Origin of the sequence: Dissulfurimicrobium sp., from assembly GCF_049968175.1 — a bacterium.
In the GTDB taxonomy this organism is placed as follows: domain Bacteria; phylum Desulfobacterota; class Dissulfuribacteria; order Dissulfuribacterales; family Sh68; genus Dissulfurimicrobium; species Dissulfurimicrobium hydrothermale.
Map to the genome: position 1 here is coordinate 1 of NZ_JBMFRG010000017.1, position 18185 is coordinate 18185.

The window sequence follows — 18185 nt, forward strand, 5'->3', positions numbered from 1 at the left end:
GGCGTATCGATGATATTGATCTCGTGTCCTTTCCATTCGCAATATGTGGCCGCAGAGGTAATGGTTATACCCCTTTCTTTTTCAAGCTCCATAAAGTCCATGGTGGCACCTACACCGTCTTTACCTCTCACGTCATGTATCGCGTGTATTCTTCTGGTATAGTATAAAATACGTTCTGTAAGAGTGGTTTTGCCCGCATCTATATGGGCACTAATGCCTATGTTTCTTAAAAGTCTAGGGTCTTTTTTCATCTCGTTTCTACTCCAAAAAATGATTCATCTGAAACATACAACCACACACCGTCCGGCGCCACATCAGAATAAAATCACCTGCCAGAATAAAATACCTACAAAAAAATCAATTTTGATTCTTAATCCTGTGGATGATTTATTCGGTTTGTTTGGATTTGTACCAATCGGGTATGTGTGGATGAAGAATCCTTATTTTTTAGTGTGAAAAATTCATTAGTTAACAGCAATAAAATCGTTTGTCAAGCCCTCACCAAAAATTGTGAGATCTATATAACAAGACATAAATATTTATACCTTTACTTGCTTCCAAAACAGGTTTGATATCATCTCTCTCAAACGCTTTTCTTGTTCAGTGGTAAGATCGCAAAATTCTAGTCCCATTCTGTACTTAAAACCATCCCTTTTAATCCAGCGCACAACGCCTTTTACCTTAAGCGGGGGAAACTCACCAAGAGTAAGTGTTAATATATCGTCTTTATTGCAAGGAATGGTCGTTTCCACCTGTAAACCACCCATACTGACATCCATTACAAACTCGGAATAAAACCTCTTGCCGTCCGAAAAATTTATTTCTATGTGTAAAGGTAAGCGCTGAGACCTTCTTTTTTCTTTGTCTGTCTTCGACATAGCACCACCCCTCTGCCCTTAGATAGGCCCACAAACAATCAATATTATTCCTCTAATTCAATATTAATCCATACTCTTATTATATATCAAGATCATTCGCTTCAAGGGCATGTGTTTGTATAAACTCGCGTCTTGGTTCGATTTTTTCACCCATTAATGTAGTGAACAACCTTTCGGCTTCACCGATATCTTTTATGGTTACCTGAAGAAGGGTGCGTTTTTCAGGATTCATAGTAGTTTCCCAGAGCTGGTCCGGATTCATTTCGCCAAGCCCCTTGTATCTCTGGATGGTAAGACCCTTCATACTGAGCGTCTTTATATACATCAATATTTCATGAACATCACTGAAATGCTTGTTGACACCATCATCTTCTATTCCTTCCGACACCAATATCTCACAACCGTTTTTGATTATAGGCGAAATAATCTTATATATCCTTAAAATTCTATGAAATTCTGGCATTTTTGCAAAATCTGGACCGATTGTTGTTTCAAGATAAGCCAATTCATCCATACCAATGCTAATTTCATAACTAAAAGGCACTGAGTTGGATGGTGTTACAGGGCCGACTTTATAACCCCTTTTTTTGAGTCCTTCGGCAAGTTTTTTTACAAATTCTATATCTTCAAATTGATGTTCTGTTTCCAGCCCCAGTTCAAGTATATCTTGACATAACTCCTTCCAACAGCCCTTTTTTGCCATATCTTCTAATGTTTTACTATAACTAGACAAATCGAATAAAAGCTGTCTAAGTTTTTCTTCTTTATAAGAAGAATCCCAACCCTTCGGTCTAATAGATATCTCTTTTGATATCCTTTTGAAAAGAAAATTATTAAGGTCTTCCTCGTCTTTAAGAAATATCTCCTTTCCTTTTCCAAAGGATACTCTATAAAGTGGCGGCTGGGCTATATACAACATGCCATTTTCAATAAGAGAAATCATTTGGCGATAAAAAAAAGTTAATAGTAGTGTTCTTATGTGAGCACCATCTACATCGGCATCGGTCATAATAATTACTTTATGATATCTTAATCTATTAATATCAAATTCGTCCATGCCGATACCAGCTCCAAGTGAAGATATGAGATTTTTTATTTCCTCACTTGATAACATCTTGTCAAATCTTGCCTTTTCCACATTCATTATCTTACCTTTTAAGGGTAATATCGCCTGAAATTGTCTATCTCTACCTTGTTTTGCACTTCCTCCCGCCGAATCTCCTTCTACTAAAAATATTTCTCTTCGAGCAGGATCTTTTTCTTGACACTCGGCAAGCTTACCAGCCATAGACATGTCTTGCCCTAAACTTACCTTTCTGGCAAGTTCTCTTGCCTTTTTAGCAGCCTCTCTTGCACGAGCTGCATCCACAACCTTTGCCAATATTTTTTTGGATACTACAGGATTTTCTTCAAAAAATGTTGATATACCTTCATATGCAACAGATGCAACAATAGACCTAACTTCGGTATTGCCTAATTTTGTTTTTGTTTGACCTTCAAATTGTGGATTTGGTACTTTTACAGATATTACACAAGTAAGACCTTCTCTTAAATCATCACCTTCCATTTTTTCCTTAAGTTTTTTAGGTATAATATCTTCATTAGCATATTTATTAATACATTTTGTCAATGCTAATCTAAAACCAGCTACATGTGTACCACCATCTTTTGTACGTATATTATTTACGTAACTTAAAAGTTTTTCTGAATAGCCAGTGTTATATTGAAAAGCTATTTCAATTTGAATTAAATCTTTTTCTCCTATTATATAAATTGGCTTTTCATTTACCAATTCTTTATTATTATTTAAATATTCAACAAATTCTACAATTCCTCCTTCAAAATGATAGTTTACAGAAATATCGTTTTTTTCATCTTTTAATTCTATAGTTATTGCTGGATTTAAAAAAGCTAATTCTCTCATTCTAGCTTGTAGAATATCAAATTGAAATTCAGTTGTTTCAAATATTTCTTTATCGGGTTTAAATGTTATTTTTGTTCCCTGTTTTTTTGTTTCCCCAATAATTTTTATAGGATTAATTGGATTTCCTTTGCAATAATTTTGTGAATATATTTTATTATTTCTATAGACTTCAACATTTAAGTATTCCGATAATGCATTTACAACAGAAATACCAACCCCATGAAGTCCACCTGAAACTTTATAGGTTTGATGATCAAATTTACCTCCAGCATGTAATCTTGTCATTACCAATTCCAATGCTGAAATACCTTCTGTTGGATGAATATCCACAGGTATTCCTCTACCATTATCTTCTATAGTTACCATTCCATCTTCATGTATTATAACCTTTATCAAATTACAATAACCAGCTAATGCTTCATCAATGCTATTATCTACAACCTCATATATTAAATGATGAAGTCCTTCTATTCCCGTATTTCCTATATACATCGCAGGACGTTTTCTAACCGCTGAAAGGCCTGCCAAAACTTTTATTTGATTAGCATTATATTGATTTTGAATATTATTTATATCCATATATTAAATCAATCCTCACTAATGACTATTAGACAATAGACATTGGCATAATTAAACTTAAAAAACCTTCATCATCATCTCCTTTTATAATACACGGAGATTCTGGGGTATTAATGATTAACTTTATTTTTTTTGATTTCATTACCATTAACAAAGTCATTAAAAATTTTGCATTTAATGCAATTTCAAAAGGCTCATTATTATATTCTATGTCTAAAAATTCATATACTTCGCCAATTTCTTTAACTATTGATTCTATTTTCATTTTTGAATTATAAACTGAAAATTTGACTGCATTAAATTCTGAATCAGATGATAATATAATTACTCTTTTTAATACGTTAAAGAAATAATCTTTATCTATAATTATTGTATTTATATTTTGTTGTGGTATTATTGATTTATAATTTGGAAATTTAGCATCAATTAATCTTATAGCAAGATATTCATTATCTGCTTTTACAAAACAGAACTTTTCATCAATTCCTAAAGAAATTGTATTATGATTTTCTGTTATTTTTTTTATTTCTTGTGCACCCTTTCTTGGAATAATTATCCCTGATTCAATATTTAAATCAACATCATCATCTATATATTTATCTATTAAACTTAATCTATGTCCATCTGAACTTACCATTCTTAATATATTTTTATTATTTTGTTTAAATTGTTCTAAATATATACCTGATAAATTAATTTTTTTGTCATCAAGCGATGTAGAAAAAATGGTTTTTTCTATCATTTCCTTTAATAAAGACGTTTCTATTGTTATAGAGTTTTCGGTATTTATATATTTAAATTTTGGAAAATCTTCTGCTGGCAATCCTGCAATTTTATATTCAATTTTATCTAAACTTGATATCTTTAACCAAAGATTGGGTAATTCTTCAATATTTATTTCTTCATCTGGAAATTCTTTTACTATCTCATAAAATTTTTTTGCATTAACTGTTATAGAACCCTCTTCTATAACAGAACATAAAATTTTATTTTTATAACTTAATTCTAAATCTGTTGCTTCAATAAACAGTTCGTTGTTTTTACTATAGATTAATACATTATTAATAATATTCATCGTTGTTTTTTTATCTACTATACTTTGTGTGTTATATAATGGATTGAGTAAATTATTTTTTTTAACAATTAATTTTAACATAATTTTTTTATTCCTTTTCTTATATTAAAAATATATAATTAAGTTTGTTTATTTTGTTAAAAAATAAATAACTAATTAAAATTAAAAAAATTTTTTAAATTAATTATTGTTGATAAAGTCAAAAAGTTCAATTTTTGGAGTTTTCTTTTTAAAAAAAATGATTTAATAATACTTACAATTTGATCGATTAATTTTGATTATTTTAAGCAAATTAATATAACACAAAATAATACTTTAATCCAATATGTTATTCAACAAAATACAACAAAAAATCCTTAAAGAAGGTCCTATAACATTTTTTGAATTTATGAAGATGTGTCTTTATGATCCTGAATTTGGATATTATACTAATACCTATTTCCCTATCGGTGCTTCAGGAGATTATATAACAAGTCCACATACTGGTCATATTTTTGGTGCATTACTTTCAAGGCAGTTACTGGAATTTTATCAAATATTAAAGACCGACACCTTTTTTATTGTAGAAATGGGTGCTGGGTCGGGTTATTTGGCCCTTGACATCCTATCTGAACTTAAAAAGGAATATCTTTTTAAAAAGATAACATATATAATAATTGAACCCTATCCAAAAAATATTTTTATCCAGAAAAAAAATCTTAGAGACCAATTTGATAGTATAAGATGGATAAATTCTATAAATGAATTAGATCTTGGGGTATATTGTTTTATTTCAAACGAGCTTTTAGACGCCTTTCCTGTTCATGTCGTTCAAAAAGAATCGGGGGTTTTTAAGGAAATATATATAGATTTTGATCATAATCGCGGTTTTATTGAATGTCTTGGCAAATTGAGTTCCCAAGATTTGAAATTATATGTCAAATTATTACCAAACAATCTCGCAGATCATTACAGGACAGAAATAAATCTTGATATAAAAACTTGGATTAAGGATATATCCAAGAAGATGTTAAAAGGTTTTTTGATGACAATTGATTACGGTTATACTTCCAAAGAATATTTCAATCCAACAAGAAATAGGGGTACGCTTTTGGCTTATAAAGATCAAAAGGTCTCTGAAGAGCTACTTATAAGACCTGGTGAGCAGGATTTAACCGCCCATATCAACTTTTCAGATCTTTCCAGATGGGGTATGGAAATGGGTTTTTATACTATTGGATATACACCACAATGGGCATTTTTAGGCGGATTAGATTTTGAAGAGGTTGTTTATGAAAAAATAGGTACCAAAATAAAACCTTTTTCACCGCAATTGGCAGAAATTAAGACCCTTATAATGCCTCAAGGGATGGGGATGTCGCACAAAGTAATGGTTCAGGCAAAGGGACTTGATATTACTCAGACATCATTAAAGGGTTTTCGGCTTAAAAATCTTATAAATCGTCTTTGATATCTGATATAATATGAAAAATTTTGATCTCGTTATATTTGATTGCGATGGAGTTCTTGTTGATTCAAAAGAGGCAAATTATAGATATTATAATGATATTTTGGTAAAATTGGGGCTTGGTTCAATAAATAAAGACGAATTAGATTATGTACATACTCATACGGCCGAGCAATCGATTTTGTATTTATTTAGGAATAATAAAGAATTATATAATAACGCACTAGAACTTATCAAAAAACTGGATTATTTAGATTACTTACCTTTTTTAAAGATCGAACCGGATGTCGTTGAGATCTTAAAAGATATAAGACCACCGGTTTTGACTGCCATCTTTACGAACAGAACAACAACCATGCCTAAGTTAGTCAAGATGTTTGGTTTTGATCGATTGTTTGATTCTATAATGACCGCCCTTGATGTAGATTTTCCAAAACCCCATCCCCAAGGTATCTTAAAAATAATAGACAAGCTTGGCATCGAGCATAAAAAGACAGTATTTGTCGGTGATTCTATCTTGGATGAACAGGCTGCACGAGATGCCGGTATATCTTTTATAGCTTATAAAAATGAAAAACTTGAAGCCATGTTTCACGTGAAACATTTTTATGAAATAAAAAAAATAGTTTTATCAAAAAATAGTCCTTGATTTCTTGTTTTGGTCTTTATGGCCCAGTTATCTTTTCAATTCCACCTATATATGATTTTAATACCTTGGGGACCATAAAACTACCATCCGGCAATTGGTAATTTTCTATAATTGCTGCAACAGTTCTCCCTATAGCTAGCCCTGAACCGTTTAATGTATGAACAAAACAAGTTTTTGTCTGCCCTTTTGGACGATAGCGTATGTTTGCCCGCCTTGCTTGAAAGTCTTCAAAATTGCTACACGAAGAGATTTCACAAAAACGATTTTGTCCAGGTAACCAAACCTCGATGTCATATGTTTTTGCAGATGAAAAACCCATATCACCCGTACATAACAGCACCACTCTGTATGGAATTTCAAGGAGCTGCAACACAGTTTCAGCATCAAAGAGAAGCTCTTCGAGCTCATTATATGATGTTTCAGGTTTTGAGAATTTTACAAGCTCTACCTTATTAAATTGGTGTTGGCGCACTATCCCACGTGTATCTTTGCCATATGAGCCAGCCTCAGAGCGAAAACATGGTGTATATGCAACATATTTGATTGGTAAGTCATCTTCGTTGATTATTTCATCTCTGTGAATATTTGTTACAGGTACCTCGGCTGTTGGTATAAGATAGTAATTATTTCCCTCGAGTTTAAAAAGATCTTCTTTAAACCTGGGAAGCTGTCCGGTCCCTACAAGCGAATCTTGATTTACAATAAATGGCGGCAGAACTTCTTTATATCCATGTCTTGTTTGATGTAGATCGAGCATAAAATTTATAAGCGCTCTTTCCAATCTTGCCCCATTTCCACAATATAAACAAAACCTTGTCCCTGTTATCTTAGCGGCCCTGTTAAAATCAAGTATTCCAATATGCTCTCCAATATCCCAATGTGGAAGGGGTTTGAAGTTAAAAACAGGTAATTCTCCCCATTTTTTTACTACAACATTTTCAGAATTATCTTTCCCAATAGGTACAGTTTTATGCGGAATGTTTGGTATTGCCAAGAGAATATCTTTGTATCTTTCTTCTTTTTTTGCAAGAATGGAATCTAATTCTTTAATCTTTAATCCAATCTGTCTTACTTTAGATGTAAGTGAATCAGTATCTTTTTCTTCTTTTTTTAAAAGGCCTATCTGTTCAGATAGGATATTTCTTTGGTTTTTTAATTCTTCTACTTTATGGATAATTTCTCTTCTTTGTGAATCTATATCAAGCAATTCATCTATATTTAAGTTATAGTTTCTATCTTTTAAGCTTTTTTTTATTAAGTTGATATTTGAACGAATGAATTTTATGTCTAACATTATTATCTAGCTCCTTCAAGATTTTTTATTTCTTCTCTTTAAAAGAATACACTCCGGATTAAGATCAGATAATCTTTCCGCCAAGGTCTTGTATGGTGAACCCATAACAATATGCATCCATCCGCCTATATATAAAGATTTTTTATTTGTTTTTAAAATCCTCCTCATTTTTGTTTCAAGTAGTGCCTCTCTTTTTGACCAAGTTTCGTCATTTAGCCATCGAAGAGGGTTTATGACCTCTGGTATATACATAGGCCTTGAAATAAAATTTAGTGCGTATTGATGGTGCCTTTCAAAATAATCATCAATATCAACCGATTGCAATTTTAAGATATTTGAGATGTTTTTTAGCGATAAAAGAGTTTTCTCCCAATAAGGCATATCTTTTTTTGCAATATCGCCGCAATCTATTGCGATAACAGGAATATTATTATTTTTTCCATAGATATTTGCAACTTCCCATTCAAAGGGTGTAGTGATTTGTAGTTTTAATAACTCCAACCCAGAATGCATCCCTTCTTTTTCTGTGAGTGATGATATCCTTTTGTTAAAAATGGTTAACCATTTTTTTTGATTTTTTTGTCTATAACGGACTGAAAATGGGCTTATTTCAACCGCTATAATCTCTGGCCTTATCCTTTCGAGCATTAACTGTAGCGACTCATATTCCCCGGCCCTGTCAAGATGAATTGTTCCAAGCAAAATTGGTTTTGACATTATACTACAACACTTTTCTGTCAAAAGTCCTGTATTGTATGGCCTCAGCCAGGTGTTTTATGGATATTTCTTTGGCACCTTCCAGGTCGGCTATTGTCCTGGAGACCTTTATAATTCTATGATAGGCCCTTGCACTAAATCCAAGTTTCTGCAGTGCACTAACCAAAAAATCCTTGCATTGTCCATCAAGTACACAAAATTTTCTCATCTCTTTTGACGACATCTGTGCGTTACAGTAGATTTCAAGTCCTTCAAAACGTCTTTTTTGTATATCTCTGGCTGCAACAACCCTATCCCTTATGGTTTTTGAGTCCTCTCCACGCCTTGATTTGATAAGTTCTGAATAGGGAACGGCCGGTACCTCTATATGAATATCTATTCTATCCATAAGTGGTCCAGACACCTTGTTTTTGTAACGAGCTATTTGTTGTGGAGTGCAAGAGCAGTTTATCTTTGGATCACCCAAATGACCGCATGGACATGGATTTTGGGCTGCAACAAGGGTTATGCGGGCTGGAAAGGTGATTGTCATATTAACCCTGGCTATCGTTACTATCCCATCTTCAATCGGCTGCCTCATACCCTCGAGCACATTTTTCTGAAACTCGGGCAATTCATCAAGAAAAAGGACGCCGTTGTGGGCCAGGCTGATTTGTCCTGGTTTGGGAATGGCGCCACCACCTATAAGTCCTGCATCTGAAATGGAATGATGGGGTGTACAAAATGGTCTGGTTGAGACAAGGGGGGTTCCGGGAGGGAGGAGCCCTGCAACACTATAGACGGCTGTTGTTTCAAGCGCCTCTTCAAAAGAAAGTGGTGGAAGTATGGATGGGAGTCTCTTTGCAAGCATGGTCTTTCCAGAACCAGGCGGACCTACCATTAGGATGTTGTGTCCACCTGCAGCGGCTACCTCAAGGGCCCTTTTGGCGTGTTCTTGTCCTGTCACGTCGCTGAAGTCTTCCTGATTATTGTCTTTGTCCAAAGACAATTTTTTATGATCAATTTTTTTGGGTTTGATGTCGAGATTGCCAATAAGAAATTCCACTAATTCTGATAGGTGTTTTACTGGATAAACCATTGTTTCTTTAACAATGGCGGCCTCTTCAGCGTTTTCTTTGGGTATTATCAGTCCTCCTGAAAGCCCCCAAAATCTTGCCGCAAGAGAGATTGACAAGATACCCCTTGCAGGCCTGATATTTCCATCAAGAGAGAGTTCGCCAAGGATTGCGAATTCGTTTAATTTTTCTTGCTTGATTATGCCCACCGCACATAGAATGGCCGCTGCAATAGGGAGGTCCAGGCCTGCCCCCTCCTTTTTTATGTCGGCGGGTGCAAGATTTACGGTTAGTTTTTTGGTTGGAAATATATAACCGCAGTTTTTTATTGCAGCCCTGACGCGTTCTCTGCTCTCCCTTACCGCTCCTTCTGGGAGTCCTACTATATTAAAACCAGGAAGGCCTGAGGACACATCTACTTGTACATCGACAGGAAAGGCGTTTATGCCTATTACAGATGCACTTCTTGCTGTTGCCAACATCGTACCGATCCTTTTATTTTTTTGGAAAAGTTTAGGCTGTTGTTAGTATGTTGGCAACAAAAAAACCCCTTCTTTTTTGATTGAAGGGGTTTTTTTGTTGCCAATTGTCGGTATTAACTTATCAATACATGTCAGGCATCCCGCCGCCTGGCATGTTAGCCGCACCCTTTTCTTCTTTCTTTGGTATCTCTGCTATCATTGCCTCAGTGGTAAGTAGTAGGCCCGATACGCTAGCTGCATTTTGTAGGGCTGTACGCGTTACCTTTGTCGGATCAATAATACCAGCTGCCATCAAATCTTCATAGGCGCCGGTTGCAGCATTGAATCCAACCCCATCTTTTTCGGCCTTAACCCTCTCTACCACAATTGACCCTTCATGGCCGGCGTTATTTGCAATCTGACGGAGCGGCTCCTCGATCGCCCTTATGATTATGTTGATACCATGTTGTTCATCACTATCTTTTGTCTTTAATTTATCAAGGGCCGGGAGTGTCCGCAGGAGTGCTGTGCCGCCACCCGGTACAATTCCTTCTTCTACAGCCGCTCTTGTAGCATTTAGCGCATCCTCAACCCTTGCCTTCTTTTCTTTCATTTCTGTCTCTGTTGCAGCTCCTACGTTTATAACAGCAACGCCTCCGATGAGTTTTGCAAGGCGTTCCTGAAGTTTTTCTCTATCGTAATCAGATGTTGTTTCTTCGATCTGGGCGCGGATCTGCTTTACTCTACCCTCTATCTTTTCTTTGGCACCTGCACCATCGACAATTGTGGTGGTGTCTTTATTGATAACCACTCTCTTGGCTCGTCCAAGATCGCTTATCGATGCATTTTCAAGCTTGATGCCAATATCTTCTGAGATAACCTGGCCGCCTGTTAAGATAGCTATATCCTCAAGCATTGCCTTTCTTCTATCCCCAAAGCCAGGCGCCTTTACGGCACATGCCTGTAATGTGCCGCGGAGTTTGTTTACAACCAATGTAGCAAGGGCTTCACCCTCGGTGTCTTCGGCGATAATGAGGAACGGTTTACCCATCTTTGCTATCTGTTCAAGTATGGGTAAGAGGTCCTTCATATTGCTTATCTTTTTTTCATGGATAAGGATATATGGGTCTTCTAACACACACTCCATTTTTTCGGGGTCGGTTACAAAGTATGGGGAGATATAGCCCCGGTCAAATTGCATACCCTCAACTACCTCAAGCGAGGTCTCCATTGACTTTGCCTCTTCAACAGTTATAACACCTTCCTTGCCGACCTTATCCATGGCCTCGGCTATAATGTTTCCGATGGTGGCATCGTTGTTTGCCGAGATAGTGCCGACTTGAGCTATTTCTTTTTGGTCTTTTGTAGGTTTGCTGATCTTTTTGAGTTCAGAAACCACCACTTCAACAGCCTTGTCTATACCTCTCTTTAGTGCCATTGGGTTTATTCCGGCGGCGACCAGCTTTGAACCCTCGGAATAAATAGCCTGAGCAAGGATTGTGGCTGTTGTGGTACCATCACCTGCTATATCGCTGGTCTTTGATGCCACCTCTTTGACCATTTGGGCGCCCATATTTTCAAATTTATTTTCGAGCTCGATCTCTTTGGCGACCGTAACCCCGTCTTTTGTGATGATTGGGGAGCCAAAGGACTTTTCAATAATAACATTACGCCCTTTTGGACCAAGAGTTACCTTGACTGCATTGGCCAGGGTGTTTACGCCCCTAAGAATGGCTTCTCTGGCCTTTATGTCATATCTTATCTCTTTAGCTGCCATAATATCTAAACCTCCATATTATTGATTTATTGATAATTTTTGATGGTTTTTATTTCTGATTTTTTAGAATAGTGAATTATTCCTCGATGATTCCAAGAATGTCATCTTCTCTCATCATTAAAAAGTCTTCACCGTCTATTTTGATCTCTGTACCTGCGTATTTGCCGAACAGGACCTTGTCACCCTCTTTGACGTCAAGCGGTCTGACCTCGCCATTTTCCATCAATTTACCCTTTCCTACAGCTATCACCTTGCCCTCTATGGGTTTCTCTTTGGCTGTGTCTGGGATGATAATACCACCCTTGGTCACCTCTTTTTCTTCGAGGCGCTTTACCAAAACCCTGTCGTTTAATGGACGGATCTTCATAGCAACCAATCTCCTTTCTTTATTTTTTTGATTTTTTGAAAAGGTTGTTAGCACTCTCCTGGAACGAGTGCTAATATAAATACAAAATTTTGAAATGCAATACCCCTACGCCGTTTTGGGGTTGAATTTAAGATCCAGAGTTTCGGATTAGGATGATGGTTTGCGCGTGAAATGCCATACCAGCAGCGTCCCCCCTATGGTTATGGCCGAATCCGCTATATTGAAGGCAGGCCAATGAAGGTTCCCGATATAAAAATCCAGGAAGTCGATGACATGTCTATATCTTACCCTGTCTATTAAATTACCAAGCGCCCCACCAAAGACAAGAGCGCTTCCCCAAAACAACACCAAGCTTTTGTCTTGAAGGTTTTTGTACAAAAGGACAAGCCCGCAAAGCGCCGTGAAGGCGATGATTTGAAATGTTATGTGGCGCCATTTCTCTGTCCCGGCCATAAAACCAAACGCAACACCGGTATTGGTTATGTATGTAAGATTAAAAAGGCCGGGTATTAGCTGTTTTGTCTCAAACGGAGTCATGTGGGCCATTATTATCGCCTTGCTTACTTGGTCTAGAATTACTATTGTAATGCCAATAAGCAAGAGTAACGGGACAGATGGCCTTTTAAACAATCCCTGTTTCACTTCACTCTCCTGTCTTTTTGGGTGGTTCTTGATTTTCATCGCCCTCACCCTTGCCTTCATTTTTTAATTCTTCATAAAGGCCACTGTTTACCGGCAACTCGGCAATGGCCTTGGCTCGATGATATATGGCCATTTCTCTATTTCCATTTGCCTTGTAATAGAGATAAAAATAATAATGGGCCTCACCTTTTTCGTTTAAAGGAACAAGGCATCTACCAAGATTAAAATATAGGGCCGGCCGGTCAGGCCAGACATCTTTCAGTGAGCGGAAGATTGTGGCCGCTTCTTTGTATGAGCCTTGTTCTAAATAGGCGCTTGCAAGGTAAAATTTCGCCCTGATGTCTTCTGGGTGGTTTTGACTGTAGGGTGCCAGTGTAGAGATAGCATCTTTATATCTGCCCGCCGTGAAATAGGCAATACCAAGATCGACAACAAATCCTTGGTGATCTTTTGCAATCGACACAAGTCGCTTGAATGCTGCAATGGCATCCTCATATTCTTTAGCAGTTAAGAGTGATTGTGCAAGGCCGTAAAGCAAAAAGATATCGTCGGGATTTGTGCTCAACTCCCTTTTATATCTATTTGCCAAGATGTTTGGGTCGTGTTCGTAGATTTTTGTTTTTATTTGTATCTTTTTGAGTTCGAAGTTGTTTTCCTTTGCTGTCTGTTTGCAAGATCTGCTGGCTATGAGGTCTTCGAGGTAGGTTATTCGCTGGCTGGATGTGGGGTGGGTTTGAAGATAACTTGGGACGGAATCGTTTCCGAGCCAACGGTATTGTTGAATCTTTTTCATGACCTCAATAAGTCCTTTTGGGCTATAACCAGCCTTACACAAGTACTGATATGCCCTTCTGTCGGCCTCTTCTTCGTCTTCCCGGCTGTATTTAAGTCCTATTGTTGCATTTAGCGCCCCTGATGTGGCGAGCACCGCCGACCCAGCCTGTCCACCCCCAAGAAAGAGACCGGCTACAGCCGCCGCAGCGGTTGCTATATTGACCTTTTGCATACTATCCATCCGTCTGGCGATGTGCCTTCCTTGTACGTGCCCCATTTCGTGCGCCAGAACACAGGCAAGCTCATCTTCGTTGTCTACCACCTCCAACAGGCCGGAATTGACAAATATCTCTCCCCCGGGTACGGCGAAGGCATTTATCCCACTGTTTTTTATTACAAAGAATCTGTAATTGAAATATTTGTCGTCTATGGATTTAAGTATGCGTTCCCCAACATCCCTTACATATCCCACAACCTCTGGATCATTTATCAGGGTTACCTGGGTTTCGATGGTCTTTAGAAGTTTTTCTCCAAGCTTACGTTCTTGTTCTATAGACATCATGGCCCAGGATGGTTTTGGTTGTAATGTCGAAACAAAAGAACCTATAAGCATGTATATCAAAAAGACGCAACAGGTCCTTCGGGCCATCGTGGTGGTCACCTTTTCTTTTCGATATGTCTTATATGTTTCCATTCCGGATCTTTGTCTCTAAATCGCCTTTTCTTCTTGTTGTCAAAGAAGGATGGCAATGGCTCGCCTATCTGGGTGTGGAGTTGTTTGTTTAGGGTGTAGCCTCCAATATTTGCTAAGTCTTCAGGTGTGAGCGGGACAGTCATGCTGTTGGTATGTTTGGGTCCATTTCTGACCCTATCCTTTTTGTTTTTTTGTCTTTGTTTAGTCTTTGGCATGTGCTGTAGATTCAACCATTCAGGCCTGACAACATCCACAAGAAACAGATTTTCACCAAACCTTTTAAACTCCGTCCCGCTTTTATCGGCCCTTGACGTTAAGACCTCAAAGACAATGGGTTCATTGTCTTTTCTTTTTCCTATTTTGGCAGCCAGTTCTTTTGAGGCGGAAAGGACGATCCATCTATTGCCGGGCGACGGGAAGAGGCCGTTTCTTAACACATGTTCATACACCTCATTTTTTGCTGGCAGATAGAGGGTTTCAGGTGGTACCGCCGTTTCTGGGACTGGCAGACCTTGTGGATCTTTTGCCCGGACAACTATGCCGTCTGTTTCGAATTTTTTGCGGCCAAAGATATTAAAAAACTGTATAAGTGATTGGGTTGTGATGTAGGAAAAGCCATCTTCCTGATGGAGTGCACTGCGGATTTCTTTTATTTTTATCCATCCTTCATTGTCCGGGACCAATCCGTAAAGGTCGGGGCGTTTTGCCAGCATGGCAAAAAGCATCTTGTCAAGTTTTTTGAGCTCATTCTTGTCCATTTGTATAAAATAGGTTAATTTTAATGAAAATCAACCACAAGGTGGTCGGAGGTTGTAAATAGTGTTTTTGTTCGATCTGACCGAAGAGGATGTTCGTAAAGAGAAAAATAAGGCGAAAGAGCTTAGAAACAGCAAGTGGTGGCGCAATAAGCGCGCAAGGGGTGAATGCTATTATTGTCGGCGCAATGTGGGGCCGCAGAACCTTACAATGGATCATATTGTTCCTTTGGCGCGCGGGGGCAAGAGTATAAAAGTCAACCTGGTTCCGGCATGCAGAGAATGCAATAGTAAAAAGAAATATCTCCTTCCAATGGAATGGGAGGGTTATCTTGAGGGGCTCAACAAATCCATTGGCAAGGGGTCTTGAACAGGATTTTATGTAAAAATCTCAGATATTTCATAGTTTCTAATGCCTGCAGGCGTCTTCAATTCCACCTCATCCCCTTGGCGCCTTCCTATCAGCGCCTTGCCTAGTGGAGAGGTTACAGACAGTCGGCCTGCTTGTATGTCGGATTCGTCCGGCCCGACAATCTGATAAACAACTTCTTCGTTTGTATCAAGGTTTATAAGTCTGACTTTTACTCCAAATACTACCCTCTCGCAATCCTGGTCTGAACAATCGATGATGTCGGCCGATGCAAGTTGGTTGTTGAGGTATTGTATCCTTGCTTCGATGTGACCCTGGCGTTCTTTGGCGGCATGGTATTCAGCATTTTCAGACAGATCACCGTGCGCCCTTGCCTCTGCGATGGCCTTGATTACAAGCTGTCTTTCGACCCTTTCTAGTTGTTCCAGTTCTTTTTTTAGTCTTTCATAACCTTCCTTGGTTATTGGTGTACGCTTCACGCCCAACTCCCCTGATCTTTCAGGTTGAAAAGATTCCAAACGATTAATATATATTAATTATAAAAATACCAGAAGAATGTATTGGCGCAAGGGCTGTCTGGTGAGTTAAAATCGACCTTGATGAAATTACTGGGGCAGTCGGTGGCTTATGCCACATACAAAAGATGTTCCGCTATGTTATATAGCATAGCCTATCCTTTTCTGGGGGTGTGGTCAAGGCTTGAGGGGCTGGATGGCCTTCTTGTTGGGCGGCTTGGTAAGATGCCAGGTCTACCCGTTGATACAGGACCATATGATGTCTGGATTCAGGCCGTATCTGTCGGAGAGGTAGCCGTAGCAGAGGCTATTGTTGCGGCGCTAGATAAAAGGGCACCATATCTCAAAATTGCCGTCTCATCCACAACGCCCGCTGGTCTTGCGAGGGCCATGTCTTTCTTATCACATCGTTGCCTGGTCATACCATATCCCCTAGACTTTCCACGGGCGGTGCACAGGGTGGCGGTAGCCATAAGGCCGAAGGTCTATGCACCTATTGAGACAGAGTTGTGGCCCAACATGATCAATGCCGTTCGCGAGACCGGTTCAAGGGTTGTATTGATAAATGGTCGGATATCTACAAGGTCTTTTGGGAGATATAAAAAGATAAGGTGGTTGATAGGTGGATTGTTGCGTGAGTTTTCGCGGGTTTGTGCCATTTCAGAGGTACATGGGAGGCGCTTGATCGAATTGGGGGCGCCCGAGACCTTGGTTGAGGTAACCGGCAATGCAAAATTTGAGGGTCTGATCTCAAGGCCTGATAATGAAAGGGCCGAGGCGCTCCGCTGTCGCATGGGCATAGATGCCTCTGCCCATGTATTTGTGGCTGGCAGTTTGAGGGGAGATGAAGATGGGCTGGTTATAGAGGCATATCGCCTGCTCCTAAGTTCTTTTTCGGGGCTTATGCTTTTTTTGATACCAAGGCATATAAGAAAGGTGTCTTCTATTGCATCGCGGCTGGAGGCTGCAGGTCTACCTTTTCAGCTTTGGAGTAGACTGGAGATGGGGGAGAGGCGCACATCCCAGGTGGTTGTTGTAGATGTAGTTGGACCGTTGTTTGATATTTATGGCATCGCCACGGTTGTGTTTGTTGGCGGCTCACTTGTCCCTAAGGGGGGACAGAACATCATGGAACCTGCGGCATGGGCGCTTCCTGTGATCTATGGGCCATATATGGATAACTTCGAAGAGGCTAAGGCGGCGCTCGATGCCGGTGGTGGTTTTGAGGTCAGAGATGTTGCCGGGCTTGTATCGATTGTTGAGTCATTGCTTAGGACCCCTGCATTCAGAAAGCAGGTTGGTCTGGCAGCTAGAGATGCCTTGATAGGGCTCTCTGGCAATGCTGCAAGCCGTCAGGCCGATGTCATTTTGGAATTGTTGAATCCTGCCGGTTAGCCCGGCTTCTTGTCTTTAGGCCCCTGTAGATAATGGCAAGGCCTTGCAGGGTGAGATCGGGAAGAACTTCTTCTATTGTTGAGCAATAAGGGGCAATAAGCGATGCTAGGCCGCCGGTTGCTATAACGGTAGGTCTCTTAGGAAATTCTTTGGATAGTCGCTCCACCATCCCGTCTGTAAGACCGGCGAATCCATATATGACACCTGATTGGATGGCTGAGTTTGTATCCTGGCCTATGGCGGTCTTTGGTTTGGCAAAGAGTTCTACCCTTGGGAGTCTTGATGTGCCGCGAAACAGTGCCTCTGTCGCAAGCCATATTCCAGGCGCGATTGCGCCACCTAGATATTCGCCTTTCGATGAGACACAGTCGAATGTGATTGCAGTGCCATAGTCGATTATAATGAGCGCCCGTCTGTATTTTTTGTAAGCACCAATGGCATTTACGATGCGGTCTGCCCCGACTTCATATGGCCTTTTATATAGAATCGGCATCCCAAGCGGCATATCTCCTTTTAAGATTATAGCCTCCTTTTTTAAATATTTTGTAGCAAATTCTTCCCAGGGGCGTACAAGAGGCGGCACGACACAGGAAATAATAATATCTTCAATGTGGAAAATTTTTATCTCTGCTATCTCGCCTAGCTGGATCAGCAAGGCAGCGAGTTCGTCGGCGGTTGTATGTTTGTTGGTATGGATTCTCCAGTTTCGGACTATTGTTGTACCTTTGATTATCCCTAAGACGGTCTGGGTATTTCCTATATCTACAGCCAAGATCATCTATTAACCCCTTTTTTTCTTAACCAAAATATAATCTTC

At 39.0% G+C, this 18185-nt stretch carries 18 protein-coding genes; 4 read left to right on the top strand and 14 right to left on the bottom strand.

Annotated features, from left to right (window positions below; genetic code table 11):
- The 4 genes from ACP5SG_RS03385 to dnaN form a co-directional block, all read right to left on the bottom strand.
- Positions 1–251: GTP-binding protein (locus ACP5SG_RS03385; protein WP_428121971.1), on the bottom strand; the 251-nt coding region annotated here is incomplete at its 3' end.
- A 288-nt stretch (positions 252–539) separates the two neighbouring features.
- Positions 540–878: a PilZ domain-containing protein gene (locus ACP5SG_RS03390; protein WP_237889010.1), complete on the bottom strand. Its 339-nt coding sequence runs from the start codon at positions 876–878 to the stop codon at positions 540–542.
- Positions 879–957: 79 nt separating this feature from the next.
- Positions 958–3381, bottom strand: a complete 2424-nt coding sequence (gene gyrB / locus ACP5SG_RS03395; protein WP_428121976.1) for a DNA topoisomerase (ATP-hydrolyzing) subunit B — start codon at positions 3379–3381, stop codon at positions 958–960.
- A 28-nt stretch (positions 3382–3409) separates the two neighbouring features.
- Positions 3410–4537 carry a DNA polymerase III subunit beta gene (dnaN, locus tag ACP5SG_RS03400; RefSeq protein ID WP_237889011.1) on the bottom strand — a complete coding sequence of 376 codons (1128 nt, stop codon included), beginning with the start codon at positions 4535–4537 and terminating at the stop codon, positions 3410–3412.
- Positions 4538–4781: 244 nt separating this feature from the next.
- Here dnaN and ACP5SG_RS03405 point away from each other — a divergent pair, with 244 nt between their 5' ends.
- On the top strand, positions 4782–5906 hold the full coding sequence (locus ACP5SG_RS03405) for a class I SAM-dependent methyltransferase (protein WP_237889012.1): 1125 nt from the start codon (positions 4782–4784) through the stop codon (positions 5904–5906).
- 13 nt (positions 5907–5919) lie between these two features.
- Positions 5920–6552: an HAD family hydrolase gene (locus ACP5SG_RS03410; protein ID WP_237889013.1), complete on the top strand. Its 633-nt coding sequence runs from the start codon at positions 5920–5922 to the stop codon at positions 6550–6552.
- Positions 6553–6568: 16 nt separating this feature from the next.
- Here the strand turns inward: ACP5SG_RS03410 and serS are convergent, their stop codons facing one another.
- The 8 genes from serS to ACP5SG_RS03450 form a co-directional block, all read right to left on the bottom strand.
- Positions 6569–7846: a serine--tRNA ligase gene (gene serS, locus ACP5SG_RS03415; protein ID WP_237889014.1), complete on the bottom strand. Its 1278-nt coding sequence runs from the start codon at positions 7844–7846 to the stop codon at positions 6569–6571.
- Positions 7847–7861: 15 nt separating this feature from the next.
- Positions 7862–8563: a hypothetical protein gene (locus ACP5SG_RS03420; RefSeq protein ID WP_237889015.1), complete on the bottom strand. Its 702-nt coding sequence runs from the start codon at positions 8561–8563 to the stop codon at positions 7862–7864.
- Positions 8564–8567: 4 nt separating this feature from the next.
- Positions 8568–10100, bottom strand: a complete 1533-nt coding sequence (locus ACP5SG_RS03425; protein ID WP_237889016.1) for a YifB family Mg chelatase-like AAA ATPase — start codon at positions 10098–10100, stop codon at positions 8568–8570.
- A 121-nt stretch (positions 10101–10221) separates the two neighbouring features.
- The gene (groL, locus tag ACP5SG_RS03430; RefSeq protein WP_428121987.1) at positions 10222–11856 is read right to left on the bottom strand and encodes a chaperonin GroEL; all 1635 of its coding nucleotides are present in this window, start codon (positions 11854–11856) and stop codon (positions 10222–10224) included.
- A gap of 76 nt (positions 11857–11932) precedes the next feature.
- Positions 11933–12223: a co-chaperone GroES gene (gene groES, locus ACP5SG_RS03435; RefSeq protein ID WP_237889018.1), complete on the bottom strand. Its 291-nt coding sequence runs from the start codon at positions 12221–12223 to the stop codon at positions 11933–11935.
- A 147-nt stretch (positions 12224–12370) separates the two neighbouring features.
- Positions 12371–12904 (bottom strand): signal peptidase II, encoded by a 534-nt coding sequence (gene lspA / locus ACP5SG_RS03440; protein ID WP_237889019.1) that lies wholly within the window; start codon positions 12902–12904, stop codon positions 12371–12373.
- Positions 12867–14333, bottom strand: coding sequence for a M48 family metalloprotease (locus ACP5SG_RS03445; RefSeq protein WP_424661417.1), 1467 nt, complete (start codon positions 14331–14333; stop codon positions 12867–12869). Before ACP5SG_RS03445 ends, lspA begins: the two co-directional genes overlap by 38 nt.
- A complete protein-coding gene (locus ACP5SG_RS03450; RefSeq protein ID WP_237889021.1) occupies positions 14297–15091 on the bottom strand; it encodes an RNA 2'-phosphotransferase in 795 nt (264 codons plus the stop codon). Before ACP5SG_RS03450 ends, ACP5SG_RS03445 begins: the two co-directional genes overlap by 37 nt.
- A gap of 61 nt (positions 15092–15152) precedes the next feature.
- Between ACP5SG_RS03450 and ACP5SG_RS03455 the strand changes: the two genes are divergently transcribed.
- On the top strand, positions 15153–15458 hold the full coding sequence (locus ACP5SG_RS03455) for an HNH endonuclease (RefSeq protein ID WP_237889022.1): 306 nt from the start codon (positions 15153–15155) through the stop codon (positions 15456–15458).
- Between the two features lie 8 nt (positions 15459–15466).
- On the opposite strand, the gene greA is transcribed toward ACP5SG_RS03455, so the two are convergent.
- Positions 15467–15937, bottom strand: coding sequence for a transcription elongation factor GreA (gene greA / locus ACP5SG_RS03460; protein ID WP_237889023.1), 471 nt, complete (start codon positions 15935–15937; stop codon positions 15467–15469).
- A 120-nt stretch (positions 15938–16057) separates the two neighbouring features.
- Here greA and ACP5SG_RS03465 point away from each other — a divergent pair, with 120 nt between their 5' ends.
- Positions 16058–17368, top strand: coding sequence for a 3-deoxy-D-manno-octulosonic acid transferase (locus tag ACP5SG_RS03465; RefSeq protein WP_428121996.1), 1311 nt, complete (start codon positions 16058–16060; stop codon positions 17366–17368).
- Here ACP5SG_RS03465 and ACP5SG_RS03470 read toward each other — a convergent pair.
- On the bottom strand, positions 17337–18146 hold the full coding sequence (locus tag ACP5SG_RS03470) for a type III pantothenate kinase (RefSeq protein WP_237889025.1): 810 nt from the start codon (positions 18144–18146) through the stop codon (positions 17337–17339). The two genes, ACP5SG_RS03465 and ACP5SG_RS03470, sit on opposite strands and share 32 nt — an antisense overlap.
- Between the last annotated feature and the right edge of the window lie 39 nt (positions 18147–18185).

Excerpts from the sequence above, each read along its gene's own strand:
- ACP5SG_RS03390 (WP_237889010.1), bottom strand. The coding sequence starts at position 878 with ATGTCGAAGACAGACAAAGAAAAAAGAAGGTCTCAGCGCTTACCTTTA.
- gyrB (WP_428121976.1), bottom strand. The coding sequence starts at position 3,381 with ATGGATATAAATAATATTCAAAATCAATATAATGCTAATCAAATAAAA.
- dnaN (WP_237889011.1), bottom strand. The coding sequence starts at position 4,537 with ATGTTAAAATTAATTGTTAAAAAAAATAATTTACTCAATCCATTATAT.
- ACP5SG_RS03405 (WP_237889012.1), top strand. The coding sequence starts at position 4,782 with ATGTTATTCAACAAAATACAACAAAAAATCCTTAAAGAAGGTCCTATA.
- ACP5SG_RS03410 (WP_237889013.1), top strand. The coding sequence starts at position 5,920 with ATGAAAAATTTTGATCTCGTTATATTTGATTGCGATGGAGTTCTTGTT.
- serS (WP_237889014.1), bottom strand. The coding sequence starts at position 7,846 with ATGTTAGACATAAAATTCATTCGTTCAAATATCAACTTAATAAAAAAA.
- ACP5SG_RS03420 (WP_237889015.1), bottom strand. The coding sequence starts at position 8,563 with ATGTCAAAACCAATTTTGCTTGGAACAATTCATCTTGACAGGGCCGGG.
- ACP5SG_RS03425 (WP_237889016.1), bottom strand. The coding sequence starts at position 10,100 with ATGTTGGCAACAGCAAGAAGTGCATCTGTAATAGGCATAAACGCCTTT.
- groL (WP_428121987.1), bottom strand. The coding sequence starts at position 11,856 with ATGGCAGCTAAAGAGATAAGATATGACATAAAGGCCAGAGAAGCCATT.
- groES (WP_237889018.1), bottom strand. The coding sequence starts at position 12,223 with ATGAAGATCCGTCCATTAAACGACAGGGTTTTGGTAAAGCGCCTCGAA.
- lspA (WP_237889019.1), bottom strand. The coding sequence starts at position 12,904 with ATGAAAATCAAGAACCACCCAAAAAGACAGGAGAGTGAAGTGAAACAG.
- ACP5SG_RS03445 (WP_424661417.1), bottom strand. The coding sequence starts at position 14,333 with ATGGAAACATATAAGACATATCGAAAAGAAAAGGTGACCACCACGATG.
- ACP5SG_RS03450 (WP_237889021.1), bottom strand. The coding sequence starts at position 15,091 with ATGGACAAGAATGAGCTCAAAAAACTTGACAAGATGCTTTTTGCCATG.
- ACP5SG_RS03465 (WP_428121996.1), top strand. The coding sequence starts at position 16,058 with ATGAAATTACTGGGGCAGTCGGTGGCTTATGCCACATACAAAAGATGT.
- ACP5SG_RS03470 (WP_237889025.1), bottom strand. The coding sequence starts at position 18,146 with ATGATCTTGGCTGTAGATATAGGAAATACCCAGACCGTCTTAGGGATA.